23 protein-coding genes and 1 pseudogene are annotated in these 22,286 nt (G+C 72.8%); 14 read left to right on the top strand and 10 right to left on the bottom strand.

Annotated elements, in window-relative coordinates:
- Positions 1-22 precede the first annotated feature (22 nt).
- From ABZW30_RS20810 to ABZW30_RS20790, 5 genes are read left to right on the top strand one after another with little or no spacing between them, the layout of a single operon-like run.
- On the top strand, positions 23-316 hold the full coding sequence (locus ABZW30_RS20810; RefSeq protein ID WP_355672604.1) for a hypothetical protein: 294 nt from the start codon (positions 23-25) through the stop codon (positions 314-316).
- A complete protein-coding gene (locus tag ABZW30_RS20805) occupies positions 316-1,641 on the top strand; it encodes a putative T7SS-secreted protein (protein ID WP_355672603.1) in 1,326 nt (441 codons plus the stop codon). Before ABZW30_RS20810 ends, ABZW30_RS20805 begins: the two co-directional genes overlap by 1 nt.
- Positions 1,631-2,302, top strand: a complete 672-nt coding sequence (locus tag ABZW30_RS20800) for a hypothetical protein (RefSeq protein WP_355672602.1) — start codon at positions 1,631-1,633, stop codon at positions 2,300-2,302. The genes ABZW30_RS20805 and ABZW30_RS20800 overlap by 11 nt, the downstream gene beginning before the upstream one ends.
- Complete coding sequence (locus ABZW30_RS20795) at positions 2,299-2,976, top strand: hypothetical protein (RefSeq protein ID WP_355672601.1); 678 nt, start codon at positions 2,299-2,301, stop codon at positions 2,974-2,976. Before ABZW30_RS20800 ends, ABZW30_RS20795 begins: the two co-directional genes overlap by 4 nt.
- Complete coding sequence (locus ABZW30_RS20790; protein ID WP_355672600.1) at positions 2,976-3,098, top strand: hypothetical protein; 123 nt, start codon at positions 2,976-2,978, stop codon at positions 3,096-3,098. The genes ABZW30_RS20795 and ABZW30_RS20790 overlap by 1 nt, the downstream gene beginning before the upstream one ends.
- 1 nt (position 3,099) lies before the next feature.
- Here ABZW30_RS20790 and ABZW30_RS20785 read toward each other — a convergent pair whose 3' ends face one another.
- From ABZW30_RS20785 to ABZW30_RS20775, 3 genes are all read right to left on the bottom strand, one after another.
- Positions 3,100-3,615 (bottom strand): pyridoxamine 5'-phosphate oxidase family protein, encoded by a 516-nt coding sequence (locus tag ABZW30_RS20785; RefSeq protein WP_355672599.1) that lies wholly within the window; start codon positions 3,613-3,615, stop codon positions 3,100-3,102.
- Between the two features lie 152 nt (positions 3,616-3,767).
- Positions 3,768-4,433: a phosphatase PAP2 family protein gene (locus tag ABZW30_RS20780; protein ID WP_355672598.1), complete on the bottom strand. Its 666-nt coding sequence runs from the start codon at positions 4,431-4,433 to the stop codon at positions 3,768-3,770.
- Complete coding sequence (locus ABZW30_RS20775) at positions 4,430-5,125, bottom strand: DedA family protein (protein ID WP_355672597.1); 696 nt, start codon at positions 5,123-5,125, stop codon at positions 4,430-4,432. Before ABZW30_RS20775 ends, ABZW30_RS20780 begins: the two co-directional genes overlap by 4 nt.
- A 115-nt stretch (positions 5,126-5,240) precedes the next feature.
- Here ABZW30_RS20775 and ABZW30_RS20770 point away from each other — a divergent pair, with 115 nt between their 5' ends.
- The 3 genes from ABZW30_RS20770 to ABZW30_RS20760 all read left to right on the top strand — a co-directional run bounded on the left by ABZW30_RS20770 (position 5,241) and on the right by ABZW30_RS20760 (position 8,412).
- A complete protein-coding gene (locus ABZW30_RS20770) occupies positions 5,241-5,648 on the top strand; it encodes a BlaI/MecI/CopY family transcriptional regulator (RefSeq protein WP_355672596.1) in 408 nt (135 codons plus the stop codon).
- Complete coding sequence (locus tag ABZW30_RS20765) at positions 5,648-6,730, top strand: M56 family metallopeptidase (RefSeq protein WP_355672595.1); 1,083 nt, start codon at positions 5,648-5,650, stop codon at positions 6,728-6,730. The genes ABZW30_RS20770 and ABZW30_RS20765 overlap by 1 nt, the downstream gene beginning before the upstream one ends.
- A gap of 134 nt (positions 6,731-6,864) precedes the next feature.
- Positions 6,865-8,412 carry a GAF domain-containing protein gene (locus ABZW30_RS20760; protein WP_355672594.1) on the top strand — a complete coding sequence of 516 codons (1,548 nt, stop codon included), beginning with the start codon at positions 6,865-6,867 and terminating at the stop codon, positions 8,410-8,412.
- On the opposite strand, the gene ABZW30_RS20755 is transcribed toward ABZW30_RS20760, so the two are convergent.
- Positions 8,331-8,831 carry an SsgA family sporulation/cell division regulator gene (locus ABZW30_RS20755; protein ID WP_355672593.1) on the bottom strand — a complete coding sequence of 167 codons (501 nt, stop codon included), beginning with the start codon at positions 8,829-8,831 and terminating at the stop codon, positions 8,331-8,333. The genes ABZW30_RS20760 and ABZW30_RS20755 overlap by 82 nt on opposite strands.
- A 329-nt stretch (positions 8,832-9,160) precedes the next feature.
- On the opposite strand from ABZW30_RS20755, the gene ABZW30_RS20750 reads away from it, so the two are divergent.
- Complete coding sequence (locus ABZW30_RS20750; protein WP_355672592.1) at positions 9,161-10,459, top strand: hypothetical protein; 1,299 nt, start codon at positions 9,161-9,163, stop codon at positions 10,457-10,459.
- Between the two features lie 250 nt (positions 10,460-10,709).
- On the opposite strand, the pseudogene ABZW30_RS20745 reads toward ABZW30_RS20750, so the two are convergent.
- Positions 10,710-10,874 (bottom strand): annotated as a pseudogene (locus ABZW30_RS20745) (RNA-guided endonuclease TnpB family protein); the annotation flags it as partial.
- 247 nt (positions 10,875-11,121) lie between these two features.
- Here ABZW30_RS20745 and ABZW30_RS20740 point away from each other — a divergent pair.
- From ABZW30_RS20740 to ABZW30_RS20730, 3 genes are all read left to right on the top strand, one after another.
- Positions 11,122-12,441: a TerD family protein gene (locus ABZW30_RS20740; protein WP_355672651.1), complete on the top strand. Its 1,320-nt coding sequence runs from the start codon at positions 11,122-11,124 to the stop codon at positions 12,439-12,441.
- Between the two features lie 175 nt (positions 12,442-12,616).
- Positions 12,617-13,582, top strand: coding sequence for an SGNH/GDSL hydrolase family protein (locus tag ABZW30_RS20735; protein ID WP_355672591.1), 966 nt, complete (start codon positions 12,617-12,619; stop codon positions 13,580-13,582).
- A gap of 61 nt (positions 13,583-13,643) precedes the next feature.
- Positions 13,644-14,132 (top strand): GNAT family N-acetyltransferase, encoded by a 489-nt coding sequence (locus tag ABZW30_RS20730; protein ID WP_355672590.1) that lies wholly within the window; start codon positions 13,644-13,646, stop codon positions 14,130-14,132.
- A gap of 5 nt (positions 14,133-14,137) precedes the next feature.
- Here ABZW30_RS20730 and ABZW30_RS20725 read toward each other — a convergent pair whose 3' ends face one another.
- A complete protein-coding gene (locus tag ABZW30_RS20725) occupies positions 14,138-14,830 on the bottom strand; it encodes an RraA family protein (RefSeq protein WP_355672589.1) in 693 nt (230 codons plus the stop codon).
- Between the two features lie 149 nt (positions 14,831-14,979).
- On the opposite strand from ABZW30_RS20725, the gene ABZW30_RS20720 reads away from it, so the two are divergent.
- Complete coding sequence (locus tag ABZW30_RS20720; RefSeq protein ID WP_355672588.1) at positions 14,980-15,573, top strand: Uma2 family endonuclease; 594 nt, start codon at positions 14,980-14,982, stop codon at positions 15,571-15,573.
- A 67-nt stretch (positions 15,574-15,640) separates the two neighbouring features.
- Here ABZW30_RS20720 and ABZW30_RS20715 read toward each other — a convergent pair whose 3' ends face one another.
- The 4 genes from ABZW30_RS20715 to ABZW30_RS20700 form a co-directional block, all read right to left on the bottom strand.
- Positions 15,641-16,570, bottom strand: a complete 930-nt coding sequence (locus ABZW30_RS20715; protein ID WP_355672587.1) for a proline dehydrogenase family protein — start codon at positions 16,568-16,570, stop codon at positions 15,641-15,643.
- Between the two features lie 206 nt (positions 16,571-16,776).
- The gene (gene pruA / locus ABZW30_RS20710) at positions 16,777-18,405 is read right to left on the bottom strand and encodes an L-glutamate gamma-semialdehyde dehydrogenase (RefSeq protein ID WP_355672586.1); all 1,629 of its coding nucleotides are present in this window, start codon (positions 18,403-18,405) and stop codon (positions 16,777-16,779) included.
- A 176-nt stretch (positions 18,406-18,581) separates the two neighbouring features.
- Positions 18,582-19,850, bottom strand: a complete 1,269-nt coding sequence (locus ABZW30_RS20705) for an FAD-dependent monooxygenase (RefSeq protein ID WP_355672585.1) — start codon at positions 19,848-19,850, stop codon at positions 18,582-18,584.
- A complete protein-coding gene (locus tag ABZW30_RS20700; protein WP_355672584.1) occupies positions 19,847-20,443 on the bottom strand; it encodes a PadR family transcriptional regulator in 597 nt (198 codons plus the stop codon). The genes ABZW30_RS20705 and ABZW30_RS20700 overlap by 4 nt, the downstream gene beginning before the upstream one ends.
- A 147-nt stretch (positions 20,444-20,590) precedes the next feature.
- Between ABZW30_RS20700 and ABZW30_RS20695 the strand changes: the two genes are divergently transcribed.
- Complete coding sequence (locus ABZW30_RS20695; protein WP_355672583.1) at positions 20,591-22,192, top strand: helix-turn-helix domain-containing protein; 1,602 nt, start codon at positions 20,591-20,593, stop codon at positions 22,190-22,192.
- The last annotated feature ends 94 nt before the right edge of the window (positions 22,193-22,286 follow it).

Here is a 22,286-nt window from a genome sequence, read left to right as displayed (position 1 = left end):
ATCAGCAACACGGGGGTGTTCCATGGCCGACTTCACCGTCAGCCCGGAGTTCCTCGCCAAGCTCTGTCAGGACCTCAAGGGCTGCGGCGACGAACTCGACCAGGGATTGCAAGCGTTGAAGGGGGCGAGCCGCGACGGGCTCGGGTACGACTTCCTGGAGGACGCCGGCAAGCACTTCCAGGAGAAGTGGGAGTTCGGTCTCGGCAAGGTCCGCGAGTCCGTCAAGGTGCTGGTCGAGGGCCTGGAGAAGGTGCAGCGGGAGTACGACGGCACCGAGCAGAGCATCATCAAGGCCCTCACCCCACAGGTGGCCTGATGGCTGACCAGAAACCGACCTGGGACGGCCTCGGCTTCAACCCGGCGCCGGGCGACCAGACCGCCGTGACCAATCTGAGCGCCACCCTGCGCCGGGTCGCCGGGCACCTGGGGAGCATCCACACGACCCTGTCGCAGATCTCCGACCACCAGGGCCAGTGGACCGGCAAGGCCGCCGACAAGTTCGCCGAGAACTTCGGCACGCTCCCCGACTACCTACGGGACGCCTCCGACTCCATCACCACCGCCTACGGCGCACTCGACACCTGGTACAAGGCGCTCACCGAACACCAGCCGAAGGCCGCCGAGTTGGAGCGCCAGGCGGTCGCCGCCCGGCAGCACAAGACCGAGGCCGACCAGGCGCACACGACCGCCGCCGCCAACCCCGACCTCAAGCTGGCCGGCCAGACCTTCCCCGACGACGCCTCCCTCGCCGCCGCCACGACCCGGTACAACACGGCGAAGAAGCACCTCGACGAGGCGTCCGCCACCGTACGCAGCGCCACCGAGGAACTGCAGCACCTCCAGAGCCTGGGCTCCACCCTGCAGACCACCCACAGCGGCGACGCCCACAAGACGGCGGACGCCATCCGTAAGGCCGCCGACAACAAGGCCCCGCCGGAGCCCGGCTGGCTGGACAAGGTCGGCAACTGGTTCAAGAACCACGGTGCGGACCTGCTGACGGTGGCAGCGAGCATCGCCGGCGTCGCGGCGATCTTCTTCCCGCCGCTCGCCCTGGCCGCCGTCGCCCTGAGCCTCGCCGCAGCGGGAGCGCACGCCACGCAGTACGGGGCGAAAGGGCTTTGGCCGCCGTCCTGGGACAAGGTCGGCAACTACCTGACCCTGTCCGGGGACATCCTCGGCGCCGTCCCACTGCTGGGAGCAGCGGGCAAGGGCGGGCTCACCGCCATGAAGGTGGGCTTCAAGACGGGTGCCTCCGCGGGCGCCAAGGCAGGGGCCCGCGAAGTGGCCAGCGGGGTCAGCAAGGTCAAGTACCTCGACCCTCAGAACCCGCTCTTCCGGGTCACGGTCGAGAAGCCGGCCCTCAAGTTCGGGGTTCCCCTGGAGAAGGCCCAGAACCTCTCCGACGGGGTCCAGGCCGCCACCTCGCTCGCCCTGACCACACCGACCGCCATCGCCCTGGCGCACGACAACCCGAGCGACGACCTCAACAGCGCGGTGAACAACACCACCGGCGCCGCCAACGTCATGGGCGGCGCCGGCATGGCCTGGGGCGGCAGTACGCCGGCCAAGGTCGTCGGCGGCGTCCTCGCGGTGGGCAACGCCTTCGGGCTGTACGGATGGGCAACGGGCAATGGCCACTGACAGGCCCTCGCTCTGGCTCTCCCTTCCGGACGGTTTCACCTCCGTCGACCTGACCGAGGACCTCGGCGATCGGATGGAGCGGATGGCCGACGGCCTGGACGCTGTCTTCGCCGACGCCACTCCCGAGCAGAAGCTCAGCCTCGTCGTCGCCGCCGAGGCCGCACTCCAGGCCCAGTTGCGCGAGGGTGCCGTCCACCTCTCCGCCTGCGTGGCGCGAGCGTCGGACGGCGAACCGGTCCTCGGCTTGTTCACCCTCTTCGTCCGGCCCGAGGAGCTCGGTCCCCCTGGCAGCTACCCCCAGCGGGTCGCCGAACAACTCGCCGCCGCCCGGCCGGAGGCCGATGTCGGCGTGCTCGAACTGACGCTCGGGCGCACGGCGGTGGCCGTCCGCGACGTACCGGTACCGGTGCCGGGGGCGTACTACGGAGTGTCGGAGTCGACCGCCACCACCGTGCGCCAAACGGAGTTCCTGATCCCGCACCCGTGGAGCCCCCACGTGGTCGCGGCCGTCTTCACCACCGAGCAGGTCGAGTACTGGGAGGAGTGGCTGCCGACGGTGGCCGCCGCGATCAGCGGCATATCCTTCTATCCGCCCCGGAACGAGGCCCTGGACGACCTGCCGCCGGGGCAGTGGGACAACATCCGGAAGGCCTTCGGTTGACGATCACCCAGTCCCACGAGGACACTCGCACCGTCCGCCGCCGACTCGGCCACGCGCTCGTCGTCATCGCCGTCTCGACCGGCATCATCCTCGGCGTCATCGCCGTGGACGTGTACGTCAGCACGGTCCTCGCCGTCCTCCTGGGATTCCTCTACCCCATTGCCATGATCGTCGCGCTCGCGGTGCGGCGCGATGCCGTGGGGAACCGCGAGTTCAAGAAGGACGAGCACGGCTGGATCGGGATCATGGCCATCGCGGCCCTCTTCGCCTACCTGGCTGGGGTCGACGTCTGGCACAACCTGATCCTGCGTTCGGGCACAGACGTGACCGCAGTGGTGCTGGAGGAGAAGGTCGAGAAGTCGGGCCGAGGCGTGACGAGGTCGTACACCCTCATCCCGAGCGACGGCACGACCATTCCCGGCGGGGACCTTAAGCCGAACTCCGAGCGGTTCAAGCCCGGCGACATCATCACCGTTCGGGTGGACCCGGCCGGGCGGGTCGCCCCCAAGCTGCCCGGAGAGGCCGACTCCCCCGTCTCGTTCCTGGGCTTCCTCGGCCTCAACGCGGCGATCGACGGCATCGTGCTCTGGGCGGCCCGCAAGCCCCGAGCTCCCCGGACGACACCGACGCCACCGAGCACCTGGCCATCGCCGCCACCCTGGACTCCGTCCTGATGGCCATCACCGCCGGCCTCGGCATGGCGGTGGTCCGGGGCGGTCGCCCGCGCCGGGTCCCGTTCCGCCGGGCGGGCAGCGTCGACGGGACTCCCCGCGACGCCGCCCGCCCCCGGCGATGACCTACCCCCGCACCACCCGCGCCCGCAGGTAGTTGCGCCGCCCGAAGTTCGGCTCGTCCACCGCCGTCAGCTCCTCCACCTGGAACCGGTACAGCGCCGCCGCCCCGCCGCCGGTGAGGAACTGCCGCCGGATGTCCTCGTCCTGCGCGAAGGACGGGTAGCGCCCCTGGTAGGCGGCGAGCGCCGCCTCCGCCTGTCGGCCCCAAGCCTCGCTCGCGCTCCCGGTCAGCTGCAGCCCGCGCAGTTGCTCGCCGAAGGTCGGCGGCGGGAGGAAGACGGTGGCGGCGGCCCGGGCCTCCTCGGCGAGGTGGTGGCTGTGCCGGGTGGAGCGCTCGCTGACGAAGTACAGGACGAGGTCGTCGTCGTACGCGAAGAAGGCCAGGTTGGCGTGCGGCCCGTACTCGTGGCCGGCGGTGGCGAGGGTGAGCACCATGGCCTCGGCGAGCAGTCCTTCGACGCCCTTGTGCAGCAGGTCGCCCGGCCAGTCCCCCTGCGTGATGTCGAGTCGGTACGGCATTCGGCACTCCCTCCACTGGCACGCCCGGTGCCTTCGCGCCCCGAGCACGACTGAGCCGGGCGGGCGCCCCCGAAGGGGGCCCCACGCCCGGCTCACATGCTCCACCCGCCGTCCGAAACCGGACAAGGGGCACAGCGGAATGCCGATCGGTACTACCGCGCCCGGTGCGACGCGTACCCGCGGGTCACCACCGGCATCGCACCGGGGCCCAGCAGCGGGCGCAGCGCGCCCGAGCGCATCCTGTCCACCAGCGGCCCGCAGCGCCCGGCCAGCGGCGCCAGCACCAGCGCGACCAGGGTGCCGACCAGCGCGCCGACCGCCACGTCGTGCGGGTAGTGCACGCCGACCCAGACCCGGGAGGCCGCCATCAGCGCCGCGAAGACCGTGGCGACGACGCCGAGCCGCCGGCTGACGAACCAGAGCGAGATCGCGGCGGCGAAGGCGATCACCGAGTGGTTGCTCGGGAAGGACCAGTCCCCGGTTCCCGGGCAGGTCTCCAGCGAGACGCTGCCGCGGATCTGCGCGCAGGGCCGGAGCTCGTCGACCAGGCTCTTCAGGACGGAGTTGACGCCGTACGCGATGACCACGATCACCGGCGAGGCCAGCACCCTGGCCATCATCACGGAGTCGGCGCCGCGCGCCCGCCACCAGGCGTAGAGCATGAAGACCGCGAACAGTCCGAGGCCGATCGCCGACCAGATCTTGATGACGTCGTTCAACCAGTGCGGCGCCGACTGCACCCACCCGTTGACCCGGGTGTACAGGCTGCCGTCGATGCCGCTGCCGTCATAGACGGCCAGGGCCCGTGAGGACCTCACACGTCACCTCCGTGACGGCGCGCCTTACGGGCGCGGAACAGTTCGAGAACAATGGGGAGCACGGAGACAACTACTACCAGACCGATGATCGGCAGCAGATATCGGTCGATGCTGGGTATCGAGGAACCGAGCCCGTACCCGGCCAGCACGACCCCGACGGTCCAGACCGCACCGCCGGTCACCTGCCAGAACGTGAACGAGCGGACCGGCACCTCCAGCACGCCGCAGAGCGGGTTCAGCACCGTCCGGACCACGGGGATGAACCGGGCCAGCACGATCGCCTTGCCGTGCCCGTACTTGCCGAGCAGCTCCTCGGCCCGCTCGACGCCCTCCAGCAGGCTCTTGCGCTTGGTGCGGCGCAGCAGCGCCCGGCCGCCGCGCCGGCCGATCACGTAGCCGACCTGGGCCCCGAGCAGCGCCCCGACCAGGGCGGCGGGCAGCACCTGCCACAGGTGCAGCTGCGGGCCCTTGGTGGCGCCGGGCACGCAGAGCAGGCCGGCGGTGAACAGCAGGGAGTCGCCGGGCAGGAAGAAGCCGACCAGCAGGCCGGTCTCGGCGAACAGCACCACGGCGATGCCGAGGGCGCCGAAGGCGGCGAGCAGCGAGGACGCGTCCAGCGGGTTCACCGCCAGGTGAGCCGCACCGAGGTGAGCCGCGCCCAGGTGAGCCGCGTCGAGGGGGAACTGAAGCAAGGCTGGCGGACCTCCCGTACGTTGGAGGGCGGTTCACAGCGGAACCCGCCCCGACCGTCTACAGTGACGTAGACGGTCTACATGACTGTAGACGAATCCTGGAGGAAGCGCCGCCATGTCCGACGTACCGTCCGCCCGCCGGCCCGCCGGGGAGCTGGAGTCCGAGGTGCTGGCCGCCCTCTGGTCGGCCCGGCAGCCGATGACGCCGCAGGACGTCCAGACGGCGCTCGGCCGGCACCTCGCCCGCACCACCATCGCGACGATCCTGGCCCGGCTGCACGACAAGGGGACGGTCGAGCGCACCCGGGCCGGCCGCGCCTACGCCTACACGCCGACCGTCCAGGACACCGCGGGCCTGGCCGCCCGCCGGATGCACACCGAGCTGGGCCGCGAGGCCGACCGCTCCACCGTGCTCGCCCGCTTCGTCTCCGACCTCTCCGCCGAGGACGAGCAGCTGCTGCGCGAACTGCTGGGCGACGGCGGGCCGGGACCGGCGGGCACCCCGGGAATCGGCGCCCCGTGATGCTCACCGTCTGGGTCCCGCTGCTGCTGCCGTTCCTGGCCACCCCGCTGGCCCGCCGCCTCGCCGAGGCGCTGGCGCCCCGGGCCGCGGCCTGGCTGCTGGCCGGCACCGCCGCCGTCCTGGCCGGCGGCACCCTGTGCTCGCTCGGCCTGCTCGCCGTCGCCGGACTGCTCCAGCTGCCCCCGGTCGCAGCCCTCGGCCACCTCTCGCTGCCCTGGCTGACCGCCGCGGCGCCGGACGCCCCGCTCGGGGCCGCCGTGGCGGGCCTCGCGCTCGCCGCGCTCACCGCGCTGGCGGTGCGAACCGCGCGCCGCCGCCGGCAGGACCTGCGGACCGCCCGGGCCGCCCTGCCCACGCTGACCGCAGCCGACCAGCATCCGGACATGCGCCCCTGGCGTGCCTCCGTACGCCGGGCGCGCGCCGCAGGATGGTTGCAGCCCGGTGAGAACCCGCTCATCGCCCTGCTGTCGCCACCCGAGGACCACCCGCTCACCGTGCTGGACGACGAGCGGGCCGACGCCTTCGCCCTGCCCGGCCGCCTGCGCCGCCCCGGCCGACCGGGCGAGCCCGGCCGGATCGTGGTCACCTCCGGCATGCTGCGCGCCCTCAGCGGGCCCGAACGCTCCGCCCTGCTCGCCCATGAGCGCGCCCACCTGGCCGCCCGCCACCACGTCTTCCTCGCCCTCGCCGAGCACGCCGCCGCCCTCCACCCCGCGCTCCGCCCACTGCGCATGCCGCTCGGGTACCACCTGGAGCGCTGGGCCGACGAAGTGGCAGCGGCCCGGGTCGGCGACCGCGCCGTGACCGCCCGCGCGGTCGGCCGGGCCGCCCTCGCCGCGAGCCGTTCACCCTGGCCGGCCCGCCCCCGGCTGGTCGCCGCCGCCCACTCCGGCCCGGTCCCGCGCCGGGTCGCGGCGCTGCTCCAGCCCCGCCCCGCCGCCACCCCGGGCACCCGACTGCGGGCCGTCGCCCTGGCCCTGGCCGCCTGCCTGGCGCTGACCACCGGCGCCACCCTGGACGCCACCGCCGACCTGCACCACACCGTCGAGGCCGCCCAACACGAACCGGGCGGGGGACGCTGAGTCACCCCGGGGGTTCCGTACCGGCCGGTATGCCGACTTGGCAGACCCCGTCCCCACCGGCCCACCACACCCGTACGCTTTCGTCAGCGCGTCGACCCCGGCGCGTCCTCGAACGGCGGCGAGGAGCAACGCGAGTGCGGCAGACCGGACGGCAGTCCCGACGACCAGAGCGCCGCACCCCGCCGACCGCAGCGGAGCTGGCCAAGGTCCACGAGCGCACCCTCGCCGACGCCGCCGCCCGCGAACTCGCCCTCCCCGAGAGCGGCGGGTCCGGTTCGTCCGGCGGTGCCGGCAGTGCCGGCGGGCCGGGCCTGTTCGAACCCCGCCCCGAGATCGGCGACTCCTGGGCCCGGCTGCGCCGCCTCGGCCTCGACCCCGACGCCGGCGCCCCCGCCACCGTCCTGCTCGGCCCCGCCGAACTGGAGCAGCGCCGCCGGGCCAGCGGGCTGGACACCGTCATGCCGGTGCTGCGCGAGACCCTGCTCGGGCCGACCGACCCGGCCCCGCTGATCATCGCCGTCGCCGACGCCGAGGGCCATGTGCTCTGGCAGGACGGCGAGCGCGGGCTGCGCCGCAGCGCCGACCGGATCGGCTTCATGACCGGCGCCCGCTGGACCGAGGAGAGCGTCGGCACCAACGGCATCGCCGTCGCGCTGCGCGCCCAGCGCCCGATGCAGGTCCACTCCGCCGAGCACTACCTGCGCAGCCACCACTCCTGGACCTGCGTGGCCGCCCCCGTGCACGACCCGGCCACCGGACGGCTGGTCGGCGCGATCAACCTCAGCGGACCGGCCCACAACGTCCGCCCGTTCCTCCTCCAGCTCACCGCCACCGCCGCCCGGCTCGCCGAGACCGAGCTGCGCGCCCACCGGCTGGAGGCGCTGCACCAGCTGCGCACCCTGGCCGCCCCGCTACTCGCCCGGGTCGGCGGCCCGGCCCTGGTGGTGGACGCGGCCGGCTGGACCGCCGCCGCGGCCGGACTACCGCCGCCCAGCCGGCTGCGCGTGCCCAGCGAGGGCTGGGTCCCGGCGGCCGTGCACTGGGTGCCCGGCCTGGGCGAGTGCGTGCTGGAACCGCTCGCGGACGGCTGGCTGGTGCGCCCGGTCCGCTCGCCCGAGGCGGACGGCGCCGGCACGGTGAGCGCCGAGCAGGCCGAGGGCGCCCGGCTCCGGCTCGACCTGCGCCGCCCGGACCGCCCCGAGCTGTACGTACGGGGCGCGGCCGACAGCTGGTCGCACCCGCTCAGCCCGCGCCACGCCGAACTGCTGCTCCTGCTGGCCACCTCGCGCGAGGGCAGCACCGCGGCACAGCTCGCCGAGGCGCTGTTCGGCGACGCGGGGCGGACGGTGACGATCCGGGCCGAGCTCTCCCGGCTGCGCCGCTACCTGGGCGGGCTGCTGGCCCACCGGCCGTACCGCTTCGCCGACTCGGTGCTGGTCACCGTGGACGGGCCGGAGGACCCGTACGACCTGCTGCCCGCCTCCACCGCCCCGGCGGTCCGGCGGCTGCGGGCCGGGCTCGCGGCGGGCACGGTACGGCTGCCGGGCGCCGCTGCGCCCGTACCGGCACCGCGCCCCGCGGGGGACGGCCCGGCCGGCGCTCAGCCGCCCGCGAGCAGCGCGGCCAGCTGGTCGTCGGTCGGGCCGCAGTCGCGCTCCTGCTCGACGGAGACCAGCGCGTAGGTGCGCTCCAGCCAGGCCTGGACCCGGGGCTTGGAGGCCTCCAGCAGGGCGCTGCCGTGCGGGGATTCGAGCGCCAGGTGCAAGGTCGAGCCGTGGCAGGGACAGTAGGCCGGCCACAGCTTGACGTCGCCCTGGCCGCTCAACGAGCGCAGGCCGTCGCGCAGCAGGTCGCGGGAGAACACCCAGTCCGCCTCGTCCGGCCGCCCCAGATGGAAGGTCAGCAACACCTCGTACGGGCGCGAGGCGTCGAAGCGGAACCTGGTGCGCACCTCGCCGACCACCTCCTCGCCCAGCGAGATCCGCAGCATCAGCACCTCCTCCACCGCCGCCGGAGCGGCGGTGGAGCCGCCCCCATCGCCGCCCGTGGGGGTGGCGGCGAGGGGGGCACTGGAGGCTGCGGACAGCGGGTCGGGCGGCATGACGGTCTCTCCGGGAACGGCGCGGGATGCCATCAGACTGCGTCACCGCGGCCGGGCGGGCAAGGGTTGCAAGGGGGTTGCAATAACCAACGTCCGGGCCGGACACCCCTCACCCGGGCGGCCGGACTGATCGTCAACTTCCGCCTGTCGAAGGGATGTCAGGAGAATGGATGGATTTTGTCCGCGCTGCAGCCGCCCACTGGTACGCTCTCCCCCTCCCGGCGCGAACCCGCGGCGGAACCGGTGCGAATCGCCCGGATCCGGGCCCGACGGCAGCGCGTGGGAGAATACGGCCGACGCGACGGCGACTTCGGAGAGGGAGGGGTCCGGTGGCTGCGCGCGAGGACACCGCGCGGGACGTGCGGGACGTGCGGCACGAGCCCGAACGGCACGGTCGGCACGGTCGGCCACGCCCCTTCGGCGGCCGGTTCCGGCTGCCCACCCTGCGCTTCTCCGGCGCCGCGATGGCGATGTCCACCGTCGTCGGCATCAGCATCGCCACCACCCTCCTGCTCAACGAGCAGCAGGGCATCGGCCGTCGGGCCGGCGTCGCCCGGGTCGGCACCACACCGCCGCCCACCCCGAGCACCACCGACCAGGCCGAGGCGGTCGCCGAACACACCCCGGCCGCTCCCCCGCCCTCCGGCCGCCCGCACGGCTCCCGGCCCACCGGGCACCCCTCCACGCATCCGTCCGCCCCGGCGAACGCCGCCACCCCGCCGCCGACCGGGCTCCCGGCGGGCACGTCGGTCCCGATCACGCCGTCGACCGACGGACAGGCCTCGGCCGGACAGGAGCCCGGCTCCCCCGCCAACGCCCCCGCCAACGCCCCCGCCGCGGGCACCGGCGCGGGCTCGCAGGCGGGCGCCGCGGCCGGGCCCTCGCCTTCGGCCCAGCCCCTCACGCCCCCGGGCGGTCAGCCCGACACCGGCGCGTCCAACGCCGGGCAGCCGGGCGGAACCCCGTCACCGCACCCGCCCGGGCTCCGGCCGAACACCCCGACCCGACCCGCACCGGCGCAGCCGGCCCCGCCGCCCGCCACCGTGATCCCGGGCGACAACGGCGCCTCCGGGGAGACCACGGGGGACGTCGATGCCGCCCCCGGTGCCACCGGCTTCGCCGCCTCGACCGAGTCCACCGGCTCCGCCAACGCCGCCGATGCGACCGGCGCGACCGAGGCGGAGGCCGACCACGCCCTGACCGGCACTGGTCAGGCCACCCCGCTCGGGCGTGACGGCCTCCGACACGCGCTCGATCTCGCCGTCGCCGAGCCGGTCACCGCACTGCAGGCTGAATTCCGGCTCGCCCCGGGTGAGTTGGCCCCCGGCAGCGGCGCTGCCTGGACGGACCTGCCGAGCGCCGTGGTGACCGTCCAGCAGGAGCGCGGCGCCCTGGTCTACCGCTTCACCACCCCGCCCGGGACGGACGTCAAGCCCGGCCGCTACAGCTTCGTCGTGCGCGGCACCCGCCCGGCCGAACCGGTCGGCGCGGTGCGCAAGTCGGCCCCGCTGGAGAGCTGGAACGCCGCCGCCTTCGGCATCGACCACCCCCGGGCGGTCGCCGCGCTCGGCGGTTTCGGCCCACTGCTGCCGCTGCCCGCCCAGCCGTTGGCGCACGCGCCCCGCTGACCCGGCGCCTACTGATCCGGTCCCCCGACGATCAGCCAACTCACCGGGGCTCATCCCTCTACCCTCGTCCGTTACTTTGACTCCTCCCCAGCCCGAAGGCAGGGGATTCCTGACTCACGCTGCCGAGACGTCCAACCGACGCCGAGGTCTTCCGCGATCAACACCAGCCGGGTTGAGACCAGCCCGGACGAGCATCACACGTGCGGAGTTCTTGTCCCTGGGGGACGCTGCGCTTCGACTCGGGGCTGGTCCGGTTGTGCACGTGGACCTTCCGCGACATGTGGACGCATTCGTTCCACACCCACCGGCACCTGCCCCACTCTGCACACAGCAGCACGGACGCAATCGACGACACACGCAGGCGGTAGGTGTACCGGGCGTGCCCGGCGTCCTCCGCAACGTGCCGTGTCGTCATGTTCCGCAACCTACCGGACCCCACTGACAACGAGAGGGGCCAATACAGACGCGCAGACAACCCCGCCACCTCGCGGCTCCACTCCAAGCACCCTCCCCCACCCTCCGGACGGGGAGGCCCCGATCTCTCCCCGCTGAAGCCGGGAGCATCCTGGGAGAGATACGGTGAACAGCACCCGGCCCGGTGCCCCAGCGGCCCCTGCCCGGGTCGTCGTTCCGCACCCGAGGAGGAGTCCTTGTCCACCGTCCTGACCCAAGGCGGCAACGCACCCCTGACCGCCGCGCGGGTGACCGTCGAGGTCACCGCGCCCAAGGCGCTGGACGTCTCCGGCCTGCTGCTGACCGACGCCGGCAAGGTCCGCTCGGACGCCGACTTCGTCTTCTTCAACGCCCCGCACGGCCCGGGCCTCAGCCTCCGCCCGGCCGCCGCCGGAGCGCCGGACGCGATCACCGTCGACACCCCGGCCGTCCCGGCCGACATCAGCAAGATCGTGGTCACCGCCAGCCCGGCCGACCAGTCCTCCACCTTCGCCGGGATCGAACCCACCGCCACCGTCCGGGACGCCGACACCGGCGCCGTCCTGGTCACCTTCACCCCGCCCCGGCTGGGCCTGGAGACCGCGCTCATCGTGGTCGAGGTCTACCGGCGCAACGGGTCCTGGAAGGTGCGCGCGGTCGGCCAGGGCTACGCCGACGGCCTGGCGGGCATCGCCACCGACTTCGGCGTCAGCGTCGACGACTCCCCGGCCCCGACGCCCCAGCCCCCGGCGCCGGCCCCGGCCGCAGCCCCGGCCGCGATCTCGCCGAACGCGCCGACCGTCCAGATCACCTCCCCGGCCGCCCCGCCGCTGCCGCCCGTCCCGCCCGCGCCGCCGGCTCCACCCGTGAGCCCCGTCCCTCCGGTCGACCCGCGGATCGCCCTCGCCACCCCGCCGGTCCCCCCGACCCCGCCCGCGCCGCCCGCCGCACCGCCGGTCCCGGCCGACCGCCCCAAGGTGACCCTGGACAAGGGCCGGGTCAGCCTGGTCAAGGGCAGCTCCGTCTCCCTGGTGAAGAACGGTCGCCCGTTCCTCTCCTCGGTCCGGATGGCGCTCGGCTGGGAGTCCGCCGCCCGCGGCCGCGACATCGACCTGGACGCCTCCTGCCTGGCCTTCGACGCCCGGCACAAGCGGCTGGAGACGGCCTGGTTCATGAAGCTGAACATCTTCAACGGCGCGATCGCCCACTCCGGCGACAACCTGGTCGGCGGTGACGGCGGCGACGACGAGGCGATCACCGTCCACCTGGAGGGCCTCCCGACCGAGGTCCACGCGCTGGTCTTCGTGGTCAACTCCTTCTCCGGCCAGAAGTTCACCGAGGTGCGCAACGCCTACTGCCGCCTGGTGGACGTCCGGAGCGAGGAGGAGCTGGTCCGCTTCGACCTCACCCACTCCGAGCCGTACACCGGCGTGGTGATGTGCAAGCTCGTCCGTCGCCCCTCCGGCGAGTGGGAGATGACGGCGCTCGGCGAGTTCGTCGACGGCAAGACCGCCCGGGCGATGATCGAGCCCTCCGCCGCACTGCTCTGAGGCGTGTCCGACACGTCGCGCGCCCGGCGGGAATCGTCGGACACGCCTCAGCCCGCAACGTCACGGGTACGCCCGCGAATTCACCCTCCTGAGGCCTCAAGTCGTCCACGAGCCGACTCGATCTCCCCTTAGGGGGGTGAATCGCACTCTCCCCTGCACTCGTTGAGGAGAGACCGTGCCACGCCTCCTGTCCCGCCTCGCCGTTGCCGGCACCGCCGTCGCACTCGCCGTCGGCCTGATCACCCCCACCACCGCCCAGGCCGCCGCCAGGCCCGCCACCCGCGCCGGCGCGCTGCAGTGGGCCGCCCTCGGCGACTCCTACACGGCGGGCATGATCGAGGCCACCGGCGACCTGACCGAGCCCCGCGACGGCTGCGCCCGAACCACCGGGTCCTACCCCGAGCTCATCCGCCGCGACCTCGGCTCCCTGGTGAGCCTGCGCGACGTCAGCTGCAGCGGCGCCACCGGCAAGAACGTGTACGCGACCGCGCAGAGCCCGATCGGCCGCCCGCTCCCGCCGCTCGGCACCGACCCCGACGCGCCCTACCCGCCCGTCCCACCACAGATCGACGCGGTCGGCCCGGCCACCGACCTGATCACCGTCGGCGTGGGCGGCAACGACCTCGACTTCGGCGGGCTCCTCAAGAGCTGCATCGAACTCGGCGCCACCGCCTTCGGCCAGGGCACGCCCTGCAAGGACAAGTACGACGCCGAACTGCCCGACCGGTTCAACCGCCTGCGCGCCGACTACGACCGGATGCTGACCGCGTTGCACATGAAGGCCCCGTTCGCCAGGGTCCTCACCGTCGGCTACCCGCACCTGATGCCCGAGGACACCGACCTCTGCCGGTACGGCGACCTGCTGCAGTTCTCCACCTTCACCACCGGCGACCTCGCCTGGGCCCGCGACGCCGTCCTCCGGCCGCTCAACGCGGTCATCGCCCGGGACGCCGCCGCCCACGGCGACACCTTCGTCGACCTCTACCCCGCCACCGCCGGCCACAGCGTCTGCGACGCCGACCACTGGCTGGACGGCGTGCTGACCAGCGTCCTCCCCCTCAAGTACGCCCTGGTCCACCCCAATGCCAAGGGCCAGGCCAACGCCGCCGCCCTGGTCGAGGACGCCGCCCTCGGCGGCTGACCGACGAGCGCCGTGCGGAAACCACTTGCCGGGCCGTCCCTCCCCCGATCATCCTGTCCGAATGCTCATTCGCGAAGCCACCCCCGAGGACTGGCCGGCCATCTGGCCCTTCTTCCACGCCATCGTCGCCGCCGGCGAGACCTTCCCCTACCCCCTGGACATGTCCTCGGAGTTGGGCCGGGAATGGTGGATGCACTCCGCCCCCGACCACACCGTGGTCGCGGTGGACGAGGACGGACGCGTCGTCGGCACCTCCACCATGAACCGCAACCGCCCCGGCAACGGCTCTCACGTGGCCAGCGCCAGCTACATGGTCGACCCGGCCCACCACGGCCGGGGCATCGGCCGGGCCCTGGTCGAGTACTCCCTCGACTGGGCCCGCCGGGCCGGTTACCGCGCCATGCAGTTCAACGCGGTGGTCGCCAACAACCACTACGCCGTGAAGCTCTACCGGTCCCTCGGCTTCGAGATCGTCGGCACCGTCCCCGAGGCCTTCCGCCACCCGGTCGACGGCTACGTCGGCCTGCACGTCATGTACCGCCCCCTGTAAGGGACTTACTCCTCGATCGCCCCACCGGCCGTGCGCAGGTGCATCCGGAAGCTGTACGCCGGACGGGCCGCGCGGAGCGCCAGGTACTCCTCGAACCCGGTCTGCTCGCGCAGCGTGTCGCCCGAGCGGATCCGCTCGGCCTGCGCACGCTCGGTACCGGCGATCCCGGCGGCCGTCTCCAGCACCTCCCCCACCCGGTCGGCCGGCACGAACAGCACCCCGTCCGCGTCCGCGAACACCACGTCGTCGGCGCCCACCAGGTACGGCCCCACCCGCGCCGACAGCATCGCCTCCGGTTCCCGCTCGTCCAGCCGCATCGGCCCCAGCGGCAGCGCCCCGTAGCTGAACACCGGCAGCCCGATCTCCACCAGCTCCCGGGTGTCCCGGTGCAACCCCCACACCACGATCCCGGCCACCCCGGCGGCCCGCGCCTCCAGCACGGCGAGATCCCCGATGCAGGCCTCGTCCGTCCGCCCGCCGTTGTCGATCACCAGCACGTCCCCGTCCCGCGCCGCCCCGTACGCCTCCAGGAACACGTCCACACTCCCGTAGTGCCGCACCGGTAGCACCCGCCCCGCCACCCGGGCCCCCGGCACCACCCCTGCGACCCCCACCGGCGCCGCCCGCAACCCCACCCCGACCCGCACACACGCATCCGCCACCACCGCGGTGGACAGCCCCTCGAACGCCTTCAACATCCCCAACTCCTCTCACCAAAAGCCCAGTTGACCAGCACCGGAACCCTACGCCGGACCTCAGACCCACACCATCGAGCGAAAGTCCGCCATGCACTGCATAACCCTGCCTGGCGACGAATAGCGTGACGCCCATCTGAAGGAGGGGCATCATGAGTGCTGTGGCGCATGAGCAACCGATCGCGGACTCCCCATCGCAGGCCGACATCCTGCTGGAGAGCTTCCTGAGCCTGCACTCCCCCGAAGGCTTCCGAGCCGAGCTGATCGAGGGAGAGATCATCGTGGCACCACCGCCGGATGGCGATCACGAGGACCACATCAGTCACCTGATCAAGCAGGTGATCCGGCGATCCAAAACCGACATGAGTGTGTCCGGCGGCAAGGGCCTCCGCCTGGTGAGCGGCGGTCTCTGCCCGAAGAACCACGTCATCCCGGACGCCACGTTCGCCCCCGAGGAGTTCCGCCTCTTCCGAGGCGCTCCGTCCTGGATGGAGCCGGACGGCGTCGCCATGGTGGCGGAAGTGACCTCCGCCAAGCCCGACCAGGACCGCGTCACCAAGCGGCACTGCTACGCCCGGGCCGGGATCCCGCTCTACCTGCTCATCGACCGGGAGAAGTCACAGGTCAGCCTCTTCGGCAAGCCGCACCGCGAGGAGTACACCGAGGTCCACCTCGCCCCCTTCGGCGAACCGCTCGCCCTCCCCGCCCCGTTCGACTTCGACCTCGACACCAAGCCCTTCCTCTAGGAAACACGGAACGGCTCGTACCCCCTCCCACACAGGGGGTACGAGCCGTTCCGGTATGCGGAGCGCGCTAGTTGCGGGTGGCCATGGCGCGCAGGAAGAAGGTGAGGTTGGCCGGGCGCTCGGCGAGGCGGCGCATGAAGTAGCCGTACCACTCCTGGCCGTACGGGAGGTACACGCGCATGGTGTTGCCCTCGCCGGCGAGGCGCAGCTGCTCCTCGGGGCGGATGCCGAACAGCATCTGGTACTCGAAGGAGTCCCGGGTGCGGTTGTTCCACTCGGCCAGCTGGCCGGCGATCTTGATCATGTTGGGGTCGTGCGAGGCGATCATCGGGTAGCCCTCGCCCGCCATCAGGATCTTCAGCGCGCGGACGTACGCGAGGTCGACCTCGTGCTTGCCCTGGAAGGCGACCGACTCGGGCTCCTTGTAGGCACCCTTGCACAGACGCACGCGCGAGCCCGCGCCGGAGAACTCACGGCAGTCGGCCTCGGTGCGGCGCAGGTAGGCCTGGAGGACGACGCCCAGCCAGGGGAAGTCCGCCCGCAGCTCGCGCGCGATGGCGAGGGTGGAGTCGGTGGTGGTGTGGTCCTCCATGTCGAGGGTCACCGTGGTGCCGGCGTCGGCGGCGGCCTCGCAGATGCGGCGAGCGTTCTCCAGCGCGATCTTCTCGCCGTCCACCGGCAGGAACTGGCCGACGGCCGACAGCTTGACCGACACCTCGGCGCCGGCCGCGAGGCCGGTCTCCTTGAGGGCCTTGAGCAGGTGCTCGTAGGCCTCGGCGGTGCCGGCGGCCTGGGCGGCGTCCTGGGTGTCCTCACCGAGGTGGTCGAGGGTGACCTTGCGACCGGTGGCGACCAGGTCGTCGCAGGCGGTGACGGCGTCGTCGAGGGCCTCGCCCGCGACGAAACGCTCGACTATCGCGTGGGTCGGGGGGAACTTCTCGACCACGGTGCGGACCTGTGGGGACCGGGAGGCCGCGAGAAGGGCGGAACGGAGCATCGTGACTCCTGGAGCTGGTGTTTCCAAGGGTGGCAGAAAAGGGCCGGGGCGGCGGTACCACAGGAGGCGTCGCGCGCAGCGCGTCCCGAGAAGGGTGGCGGCGGGCGACGGGTGGGCGCCGCCCCGGCGGGCGACGCCCGGCTGCGGGACCGGGCGTCGCGGGTGACCGATGGCCTCTACAGCGGATCGGTCGGCATCAAGGCTGGTCAGCCCATGTGCGGGTAGCGGTAGTCGGTCGGCGGGACGAAGGTCTCCTTGACCGAGCGGGTCGAGGTCCAGCGCGCCAGGTTCTGCTTGGCGCCGGCCTTGTCGTTGGTGCCGGAGGCCCGGCCGCCGCCGAAGGGCTGCTGGCCGACGACGGCGCCGGTCGGCTTGTCGTTGATGTAGAAGTTGCCGGCCGCGAAGCGCAGCTTGTGCATCGCGTCCTGGGCCGCCGCGCGGTCCTGGGAGATGATCGAGCCGGTCAGGCCGTACGCCGACACCGACTCCATCTGCGCCAGCATCTCGTCGTACTTCTCGTCCTCGTAGACGTACACGGCGAGGATCGGGCCGAAGTACTCGTCGCGAAAGTACTCCGAGGCCGGGTCCTGGCACACGAGCACGGTCGGGCGGACGAAGTAGCCGACCGAGTCGTCGTAGCTGCCGCCGGCGAGGACCTCCACCTGCGGGTCGGCCTGGGCGCGGTCGATGGCGGCCTTGTTCTTGGCGAAGGCGCGCTCGTCGATGACCGCCGACATGAAGTTGGACAGGTCGGAGACGTCGCCCATGGTGAGGCCGTCGACCTCGGCGGCGAACTCGTCCTTCAGGCCGGCCCACAGCGAGGCCGGAACGTAGGCCCGCGACAGCGCCGAGCACTTCTGGCCCTGGAACTCGAAGGCGCCGCGGGTCATCGCGGTCTTCAGAACCTTCGGGTCGGCGGACGGGTGGGCGACCAGGAAGTCCTTGCCGCCGGTCTCGCCGACGATCCGCGGGTAGGTGCGGTAGCCGGCGATGTTCTCGCCCACGGAACGCCACAGGTGCTGGAAGGTGGCGGTGGAGCCGGTGAAGTGGATGCCGGCCAGCGCCGGGTGCTTGAGCGCCACGGCGGAGACGTCCAGGCCGTCGCCGGTCACCATGTTGATGACACCCTTGGGCAGGCCGGCCTCCTCCAGCAGCTGCATCAGCAGGTGCGCGGAGTACTGCTGGGTCGGGGACGGCTTCCACAGCACCACGTTGCCCATCAGCGCGGGCGCGGTCGGCAGGTTGCCGGCGATCGCGGTGAAGTTGAACGGGGTGATCGCGTAGACGAAGCCCTCCAGCGGGCGGTGGTCGCTGCGGTTCCACACGCCGTCCGAGGAGATCGGCTGCTCGGCCATGATCTGGCGGGCGAAGTGCACGTTGAAGCGCAGGAAGTCGACCAGCTCGCAGGGGGTGTCGATCTCGGCCTGCTGGGCGGTCTTGGACTGGCCGAGCATGGTGGCGGCGGCCAGGGTCTCGCGCCAGGGGCCGGCCAGCAGGTCGGCGGCCTTGAGGAAGATCGCGGCACGGGAGTCGAAGGAGAGCGCCTGCCAGGCCGGGGCCGCGGCCAGGGCAGCGCCGATGGCGTCCTGCGCGTCGGTCTGGGTGGCGTTGCGCAGGATGCCGAGCCTCGCCGCGTGGTTGTGCGGCTGGACGACGTGGATCTCGGTGCCACCGCCCATCCGGCGCTCACCGTTGATCGTCATGGTCAGCTGGACCGGCTCCTGACCGCCCAGCTCCTTCAGCTTGGCCTCCAGACGGGCCCGTTCCGGGCTGCCGGGGGCGTAGCTGTGGACCGGCTCGTTCACCGGCGCGGGGACCTGGGTCACAGCGTCCATGAGCGCACGCTCTCCTTCGTTCAGTGCGGGGGGACTGCCGGCGCGGGTTGCACGCCGGCCACAGCACGAACGCTATTCCTGCCCACCCGGCCACATGATTGGCCGGACGGCTAAATTCCCCCGTACGGCGTTGTCCGGGCCGACGAAAGCGGTCACGCCCCGGTCACGACCACCCATCAGGCGGCCCGCCCGTGACGGCCCGTCCCCGGGAGCGGGGTCACCCGCCGGTCCCAGTCGATCCGGTAGCCGTGGACGGGCCGGAGCATCTTCTCCGGGCTCATGAAGGTCCGCATCGCGATCGGCGCGACCAGCTTGAACACCATCCGCCCGACCGCCCCGGAGGTCTTCTGGTTGTTGGTGCGGGCCGCGTCGGCGGCGATCTTCTCGACCCGGGGCCGACGCATCGCCTCGTACGCGGCGAAGGCGGCCGTGTGGTCGGGCAGGTCGCGCAGGCAGCGGGCGAGTTCGACGGCGCTCTCGACGGCCAGCGAGACGCCCTGCCCGGAGCTGTTGGACGGCGCGTGCACCGAGTCGCCGACCAGCACCATCCGGCCGCGGTACCAGTGCGGGACGGACGGCATGATCTCCAGCCGGGGGAAGGTCTCCATGGTCTCCACGTCCGCCATCCGCAGGACCTCGCGGGCGGGCAGGTCCTCGGCGTGCAGCTCCCGGCAGCGGCGCAGCCACTCCGTCATGCCGACGGCGCGGACCTTCTCCGGGGTCAGCGGCTCGGGCTGCGGGATGTTGCTGAACCAGGCGGTCCCGCTGCCGTCGGCCAGGCCCCAGTAGCCGAAGAAGGCGCGGGCGCCGTTGGCGAAGTGCACTGACTCGCCGCGGCCGGCCCGGCCGGGCAGCCGGTAGGAGCTGTAGCCGCCGATGCCGAGCAGACCGGTGTACTGGGCGGCGGGCGCGGCCGGGTCGATCAGGGTGCGGACGGTGGAGCCGGTGCCGTCGGTGCCGATCAGCAGGTCGCCGGTGGCGCTGCTGCCGTCGGCGAACCGGGCGGTGATGCCGTCGGCGCCCTCCTCGGCGCCGACCAGCCGCTTGCCGTAGTGGATCGCGATGCCGGTCTCGCCGAGCCGCCGCTGCAGCACCTCGTACAGTTCGGCGCGCCGCATCAACCGTCCGCGCGGCAGGTCGGCGAGGCCGGTGAACTCGGCCAGCACGCCGCCCTTGCCGTCCTCGATCACCATCGGGCCGACGGGCTGCCCGATCCGGTCGACGTCCGCCCCCAGTCCGACGAGGGCCAGCGCGCCGAGCCCGTTGGGTGCGATCATGAAGGTTCCGCCGATGCCCTCGGCGGAGGTCCGGTAAGCCTCGAAGATCTCCGCCTCGATGCCGGCCTTGCGCAGCGCCAGCGCCATCACCGGGCCGGCGATGCCGCCGCCGATGATCAGGGCCTTCTTGGTGGTGCGGGTGGTACCGGTGTTGCCGGTGGTGCTCATTCCAGGCTCCTCATGAATTCCTGCAGGGTCCGGTTGAAGTCCGGCTCCCCGAGCTGTCCGATGAGGCTCTCGGTGAAGCGCCGCTCGGCCTGCAGCAGCGCGAGGGCGTACTCCTCCTCGACGACGAACATCGGGTGGACGTCCATCTCGACGGCCTTGCGCAGCATGCCGCGCGAGGCGTCGATCCGGGCGTCCAGTGCCTCCAGCCGCCGGCCGAGCAGGTCGGCCGACTCCGCGGTCGGGAGCACCACGAGCAGGCACAGCGCCACGCCGAAGGCCGGGTACTCCTCCTGCGGTTCGGCGATCCACTCGCGCATCCAGTCCATGAGCTCCGTCTGGCCCTCGGGCGTGAGGGCGTAGACGGTGCGCTCCGGCCGCTGGGTGTCGCGGACGGTCTCCTGCTCGGCGACGAACCCGGCCTTCCGCAACTGCTCCACGACCATGTAGAGCGAGCTGCGGTTGTACTTGATGTTCCGGTCCTTGCCGTGCTCCTTGAGCCGGCGCCCCATCTCGTACGGGTGCATCGGCTCGGCTCCGAGCTCGGCCAGGACCGCGAGGGCCAGCGGGTTCGACACCTTGCGTCGCTTCGCCATGAGAACGTTCCTCATCACTTGGTCAGTATCGACTATCCAGTACTGAATAGTCAGAGTCAACTATTTAGGAATGACGAACCACAACTCTGTCCGCCCGGCTAAAATCAACCACACGGCGTTGTCCGAGCGGATGAAGGAGGGCCCGGCGTGACCACCCCCGGTCTCCCGCTCCGCCGACTGCTGATGTCCCTGGGCGAACCGCTGGTCGAACTCCAGACCGCCCCACAGGGGTTGGACGTCCCGGTCCGCGACGTCGCGATCCTCGACCCGGAGGACCCGCCCACCGCCGCCCCCGGCGAACTCGTCCTCGCCATCGGCGCCCGCGGCCGCGCCGCCCTCCCCGCCCTGCGCGCCGCCGGCCGGGCCGGCGCCGCCGCCGTCGCGGTCAAGCTGGACGGCCCCGGCCAGGCCGACGCCCTGCGCGAGGCCGCCACCGACGCGGGCGTCGCCCTGCTGTCGGTGCGCCGGGAGACCCGCTGGGAGCACCTGGACTCGCTCGCCCGCGCGATCATCGCCGGCCCGGACGCCCCGGACGCTCCCGGCGCCCCCGAGCCCAACGCGGGCGACCTCTTCTCCCTCGCCCAGACCGTCGCCGTGCTCACCAACGGCATCGTCTCGATCGAGGACACCTCCAGCCGGGTGCTCGCCTACTCCCGCTCCTCCGACTCCGACGAGGTCGACGACCTGCGCCGGCTGTCCATCCTCGGCTGGCAGGGCCCGGAGCCGTACCTCTCCAAGCTCCGCGAGTGGGGCATCTTCCAGCACCTGCGCACCTCGGACACCCCGATCGCGGTCGAGCCGCACCCCGAGCTCGGCCTGCGCCGCCGCCTCGCGGTCGGCATCCGGGCCGGGGCGCAACCGCTCGGCACCATCTGGGTACAGGAGGGCGCCCAGCCGCTGGCCCCGCTGGCCGAACAGGCCCTGGTCGGCGCCGCCCGGGTGGCCGCCGCCCAACTGGTGCGCCGTCGCCGCGAGTTGTCCGCCGACGTCCGGCTCACCCAGACCCTGCTGACCGGGCTGCTGGAGGGCTCCACCGGCCCCCAGTCGCTGGCCACCCACCTGGGCCTGGACGTGCGCCGCCCGGCCACCGTACTGGCGTACGGCGCCCACGCCACCGAGGCGCTGCACCGCTCCGACGTCACCGGCCTGATCTCGGTGCACACCGCCGCCCGGCACCGCACCGCGCTGCTCGCCCCGATCGAGTCCCGGGTCTACGTGCTGCTGCCCGAGCTTCCGCCCGGCCTGCCGATGGCCACCGTGCGCGGCTGGGCGGCCGAGGTGGTCACGGCGGCCCGGGAGCACCTCGGGGTGCCGCTTCGCGCGGCGATCGGCTCCACCGTCGACGGCCTGGCCCAGGTGCCCGACTCCCGCGCCCAGGCGGACCGGATCCTGGACGCCATGGGCCGCGGCGGGGTGGACCTCGACGTCGCGGCGCTGATCGACGTCCAGGCCGAGGTGCTGGTCAGCGAGATGCTGGCGCTGCTCCAGGACCGCACCGGCCTGCGCGACCCGCGGCTGACCGCGCTCACCGAGTACGACCGCCGGCACGGCACCCGGCTCGCCGAGTCGGTGCTCGCCTGGCTGGACGCGCTCGGCGAGGTCCGGGTCGCCGCCGACGCCCTGCACATCCACCCCAACACCCTGCGCTACCGGGTCCGCCGCGCCGAGCAGTTGACCGGCATCGACCTCGCCCAGCCGCAGCAACGGCTGCTGGCGATGCTGCAACTGCGACTGCCCGCGGACGAGTAGTGCGCGGGCGACACCCCCCTCGGAACTGACGCTCCGTCACTCACCGGCATGTATCGACCGGCGGCTCACCCATGAGCAGCGCTCCCCCAGGACC

The organism is Kitasatospora sp. NPDC004669 (assembly GCF_040609455.1).
Taxonomy (GTDB): Bacteria; Actinomycetota; Actinomycetes; order Streptomycetales; family Streptomycetaceae; genus Kitasatospora.
Note: the sequence above shows the minus strand (reverse complement) of the source record. Positions and strands in the feature narration are given on the sequence as shown.